Here is a 5255-nt window from a genome sequence, read left to right as displayed (position 1 = left end):
TGGTTGAAATACACTAAGCCAACCTTAACACCAATAAAGACCAGCACCACTGACAAGGCATATTTAAGGTATTCAAAACGATGTACCATGGCCGCAAGGGCAAAATACAACGCACGCAACCCTAAAATGGCAAAAATATTAGAGGTATAGACAATAAACGGATCTTGAGTAATCGCAAAAATGGCAGGGATACTGTCAACCGCAAACACGAGATCCGCCGTTTCCACCAAAATCAACGCTAAAAATAATGGCGTCGCCCACCAACCCTTGCTCAGTTGATGATCCTCACCGCGCACCCAAAACTTCTCTTCGTGTAAGCCATGAGTAAAGCGCATTTTACTGCGTAACCATTTGTAAAACTTATTATCTTGGATATCGCCGTGCTCATCATCAGAGAACAGCATCTTCACACCGGTGAAAATTAAGAAGAGCCCAAAGAGCACCAACACCCCTTGGTACTGCGCCACCAGCATAGCACCTAGGCCAATCATGATCGCGCGTAACACGATTACGCCCAATATTCCCCAGAATAACACGCGATGTTGATATAAGCGTGGAATGCCTAAACTACTGAAAATAAGCGCAATAACAAAGATGTTATCCATTGATAGGGATTTTTCGATGAGGTAACCCGTCAGGTATTCCATCCCGGCAGTCGACCCTTTGTACCACCAAAGCCAAGCGCCAAATAACAAGCCCATCGCAATATAGAATGCCGAAAGCTTTAAGCTTTCAGCCACGCTGATTTCATGTTGATCCTTATGCAAAATACCTAAATCAAAGGCCAGCAATGCCAACACAAAACCAAAAAACATCAGCCAAACCCAAAGTGGATAGCCCACAAATAGGGTGGTAAAAAACTCCATAAGTCTCCTTAATGATATCAATACGGTGGCTCAACGCCCCCCAAAATCTGGGCTATGATAATGCATCACTCACGATAAAGCAGCGGTATTCCCGTGAAATCCGCTCCTTTCCCTATTAATCTTCATTTATCATCTGCAGGTCAATGACTTAAATATCGGCAAGCGTTACTCACGTTCAGCCACTGACGCATTTTTCTTTCATGATCCATCGTCCTTGATAGCTGTTGGCGATGATGGAGTCATGGACAGGTTAGCGTTAACACAAGAGATTAAACGCAGGTAAATTACACTCAACAAAGTAAGGTAAGCTCGCCGCACAATCATTAGCCATCAACGGCAATCACCACTCACAATGAGCCTTACTGTGATCCTTTGAATGCGACTTTATGACAGTCCCGATATCGAGCAAGTGTGCTGATAAGTAAACGATAGCAGTCACTCGAATTCCCATGATGGCACCGACTGGGGCACATTCAACGGAGCACTAACGATGACCATCACGATAATAACGATATCCCCAAACCACCCCGTGCAAAGTCAATAGACCACTAAAGCTAGCGCAAAAGAAAAATAATGCGATCGCATTTACCGTCCAAGGAGTGTCCCAATAACAATAACCCCACAGTGGCCAACCTATGGCAGATAAACCCGCCAATTGCCCCATGCAACGCCGACAACGGCCAATTTTTTGCCGAAATATCGACGAATAACACTGGTTGCAACTCACATCGACCTCCATCGCAATTGGCAATTTTTTAATATTCAATCACAGATACTTAACCCTTTAGTACGCAAGCCCTCGCGACGCCAAATCAGCGAGACTTGCCATCAAAGGGAGGCTTTCAGCCGCTGCATTCCCTCAGCAATCGACACCAAGGCGCTGTAACCCAAATCGCGTTTCGCCGCGCGAATATCAAAATAATGGCTACAACTGAGCTGACGCGCCACAAAGCGCGTCATCAATGGTTCCTGGGGTTTGTTAAGTAACCAATATACCCCTTCAAGAACCGCGCCAAGCCCATAGGCGATAGAGGTTGGCAAGCGTTGAGTCACGGGCGCTAACCCTGCGCAGTCCAGCATCAGATTAAGCATTTTGGCCATCGGGATGGGCTCATCATTACTCAAAAAATAAGCTTTGCCCTGACACTTTGGCTGCAGCTGACACAGATCGAGGGCCGCTAACAGATGGGCGTAGACAGCGTTATCGATATAAATGGTATCAACTAATTTATCCTCGCGCCCCACCAACTTTAACTTGCCGGCGCGGCCCCGGGCAAATACCCGGGGAGCCAAATGCGGATCCCCTGGCCCCCAGATAAGATGTGGCCTAAGGGCGACTGTTTTTAGCAAGGAGCGCGGGCTGTTCTGAGCTTGCGGCACTATTGCGATTGCCTGCGCGTCTTGAGATAACGCCTCGCCGAGTTGATTAGCATCGAGGATCATCTTTTCGGCAATGGCTTTTGAATGCGCGTAATAATTCATGAACTTGGCCGCATAGGGCGCAGACTCATCAATACCGGACTCATCCTGCCCAGCAAAGGTGACACTGGGGGTGCTAGTGTAGACTAATTTATTGATGTTTAATGCTTTGCAAGCCGCGATGACATTGGCGGTGCCTTTCACATTGGGGCCAAAATAACTGTCCCTATCGCCCCAGACACCGGCTTTTGAGGCGACATGGAACACAATATCGCACCCTTGCATCGCTTGGGTGAGCGCGGCAGCATCGACTAAATCCCCCTGCACCATCGCCACCCCAAGGGCTTCTAATTCAGGATAATGGCCGCGGGCAAAACCTGTGACCTTTATTCCTGCGGCCAGTAATCTTAAACAGATGGCCTTACCAAGAAAACCGCCTGCGCCGGTAACAAACGCATGGGTGACCTTTTGCGCCAATTGTGTCAACGCGTTTTGCTCTGCTTGAGCCAATGGCGCAAGTGTCGGCCGCATGTTGGGGGTATTTGTCATTTAGCATTCCAATTTGTCTGATGCTATTTAAATATTCTCAAATAATATCAAGGGGTAAAAATAAGATTGTCGGAAAAAAACCGTCAATATTGACGACAACGCCACAGTCATCGAGAGTCGCATTCACTTTAGTGGTCAAGGCGAGACTGTGCCCAACTAGCTAATTTTTCTCTAAAAATTTTGGCATTATGCCGCACATCCACAGGGAAGTGTGGATGAATAAGAAAACGGTTTATCCCTTGGGTTTGCTCAAATTGCTGTGCAAGTTCGCCAAGGTCGAGAAACAGTTGCTGCTGTTCATCGCCAGTCAGTGCGCCCTCAAGCTCAATACAAAGTAATGGCACTCGCCCACTTGCCAGATTAACGCCCACGAGTGCCGAACGTTTAACCTGTGGATGTGTATTAAAAATGCGCTCGCAAGGAATCGAAAAATAGCGCTTAACCCATTGACCGTTAAGGGTGGCATCGACTCTGTGTGCCTTACGGCCACACATCCACAAACGCCCTTGGGGATCAAGATATCCCACATCCCCCATGCGATGCCAATAACACTGGGTAGTTTCGTCCCAGATCTTGGCCGCCAAGGTCGCCGACGGCCGCTGATAATAGGCGCGACTAACCATGGGCCCCTGCACCACTATCTCGCCGATCTCCCCGGGTTGAAGCGCTAAGGCGCAATCCCAGTCGGCAATCGGTTGCTCTGTTATGGCAATAATCGCCAATTTCACCCCCGCAATGGCACGGCCAACGCAAATGCCTGCCCCGGTATCGGTCATGGTGGTGGTAGAAAATAACTCAGTACTGCCAAGCATACTGACGGGCAGAGACTCTGTTGCCCCGTAGGACGTTAACACTGGCGCAGTTGGATTCAGCATCTTGCTAAAGCAAGCAATCGAAGCAATGGTTGCGGGCGCGCCGGCGGAGATCACTCTCTCCACGCTCGGCAGTTTATGGTTGAGCGCTGCCCCCGCACGCCCCAAACGGTCGAGCAAGGCGGGATTAACAAACATATTGCTGCATTGATAACGTTCAATGGCGGCAAATAACCGCTGAGGATTGGCGGTAATCGGTTTACTGGCATCCATCTCTGGCACGATAGATGCCATACCAAGCGCCGGCCCAAACAAGGAAAACAGTGGAAAAGTTGCCAAATCCCGCTCACCGTGACGAATGCCATAGTCCTGTTTAAGCGCTTGAATTTGCGCCTCAAACATCCCATGGCTATAAACCACGCCCTTTGGCGTACCTGTGCTGCCACTGGTAAAAAGGATCGCCGCCATCTCATCAATGTGCAGTTTGGCCATGGGATAGGGTTTAAGCGCTGCACTGGGATCTGACTTAAGCCGCGCCTCGGCTTGTCGTTGCACCTTGGCTAAACTTCGCGCCCCCGTCATGAAGGTCTGTAGAGCCGCTGCCATCGGTGATGTCAGCTCAGTCACATTCACTACATGCTGGATAGTGCCCTTGCCCCAGCCCAATAACCGTCTGGCAATGTGAGCTTTGGGAATACCAATAAATGCATCTGGTGCCGCTTCAATAAAACACTGTTTGAGGTTATTCATTCCCATGCCGGGATCAACCAAAATCGGGATCACCCCAGCTTTAAAGAGTGCAAAGGTTAACGCAAAAAACTCCAGACTCGGCGTCACCATAAGCACGGCCTTCATGCCGCGAGTAATACCATGGGCATTGAGGGCAAAAGCTAAGGCATCGCTGCGGCGATCTAAACTCACAAAGTCGAGTTCACTGTAACGCAGTTCGCGTTGACTCAGGACGCGCCGATGGGAGCGTTGCACTGCCACCGCAAGTTGATGAGGATATTGGGCTGCCGCCTGCTTAAGGTGCCGACAAATATTGGCATCCCCCTCACGGAGTGGAGTCAGTGGCTTAGGTGTTGCCGAAGACGGGGACATCCCCTGCCCTAACGCGCTATCGCTGCGAGGGTGGCTGGCTGGCTTAACGGCACGCGCTGAAGGCTTTGCGGGCATTAGCGCGTCACCGGTAAATCACCGCCTAACTCACCACCTAAATCAGGTGGATTAGGCTGCGCTGCCAACTCGGACGCCAATTCAGCCTGAGCATCCGCTTTAGGTCGAGCCTCCAGCTCAGAAGCAACCGGCAAGGTCGCGTCGGCATGAACCGCGGCCCGAGGCAAAATCGCAGTATGCTCAATATCGGCGGCCATAAATCCCATAATGAGCGCGATCACTTCATCACTGGCATCTTCGAGGATGTAATGCCCACAATCGGCAAATTCATGGACGCTTGCATGGGGCATCTGCTGGCGCCATGTGGCTAAAAAGTGTTTATCGAAGACAAAATCCTGTAGTCCCCAACAAATGAGGGTGGGCACCTTCGCAAATTGTGGCAAACTTGCCGCAATCTGCGAGACCAAGGAGTAGTTTCTATCCCCTTGTTTTA

Annotated in this window: 5 protein-coding genes; all 5 read right to left on the bottom strand. The window is 50.0% G+C overall.

Features of this window, described 5'->3' with window-relative positions; translation table 11 throughout:
* Positions 1-866, bottom strand: an 866-nt coding sequence (locus tag ACRCZA_RS15710; RefSeq protein WP_438675329.1) for a TerC family protein, incomplete at its 3' end; no start/stop codon positions are given.
* 484 nt (positions 867-1350) lie between these two features.
* Positions 1351-1593, bottom strand: coding sequence for a DUF3624 domain-containing protein (locus ACRCZA_RS15705; RefSeq protein ID WP_438675331.1), 243 nt, complete (start codon positions 1591-1593; stop codon positions 1351-1353).
* A 101-nt stretch (positions 1594-1694) separates the two neighbouring features.
* Positions 1695-2834, bottom strand: a complete 1140-nt coding sequence (oleD, locus tag ACRCZA_RS15700) for a 2-alkyl-3-oxoalkanoate reductase (RefSeq protein ID WP_438675328.1) — start codon at positions 2832-2834, stop codon at positions 1695-1697.
* A gap of 128 nt (positions 2835-2962) precedes the next feature.
* Positions 2963-4747 carry an olefin beta-lactone synthetase gene (oleC, locus tag ACRCZA_RS15695; protein WP_438675330.1) on the bottom strand — a complete coding sequence of 595 codons (1785 nt, stop codon included), beginning with the start codon at positions 4745-4747 and terminating at the stop codon, positions 2963-2965.
* A gap of 74 nt (positions 4748-4821) precedes the next feature.
* Positions 4822-5255: alpha/beta fold hydrolase (locus tag ACRCZA_RS15690; RefSeq protein WP_438675327.1), on the bottom strand; the 434-nt coding region annotated here is incomplete at its 5' end.

It is taken from the genome of Shewanella sp., from assembly GCF_051658185.1.
In the GTDB taxonomy this organism is placed as follows: Bacteria; Pseudomonadota; Gammaproteobacteria; order Enterobacterales; family Shewanellaceae; genus Shewanella.
Note: the sequence above shows the minus strand (reverse complement) of the source record. Positions and strands in the feature narration are given on the sequence as shown.

Excerpts from the sequence above, each read along its gene's own strand:
- oleC (WP_438675330.1), bottom strand. The coding sequence starts at position 4,747 with ATGTCCCCGTCTTCGGCAACACCTAAGCCACTGACTCCACTCCGTGAG.
- oleD (WP_438675328.1), bottom strand. The coding sequence starts at position 2,834 with ATGACAAATACCCCCAACATGCGGCCGACACTTGCGCCATTGGCTCAA.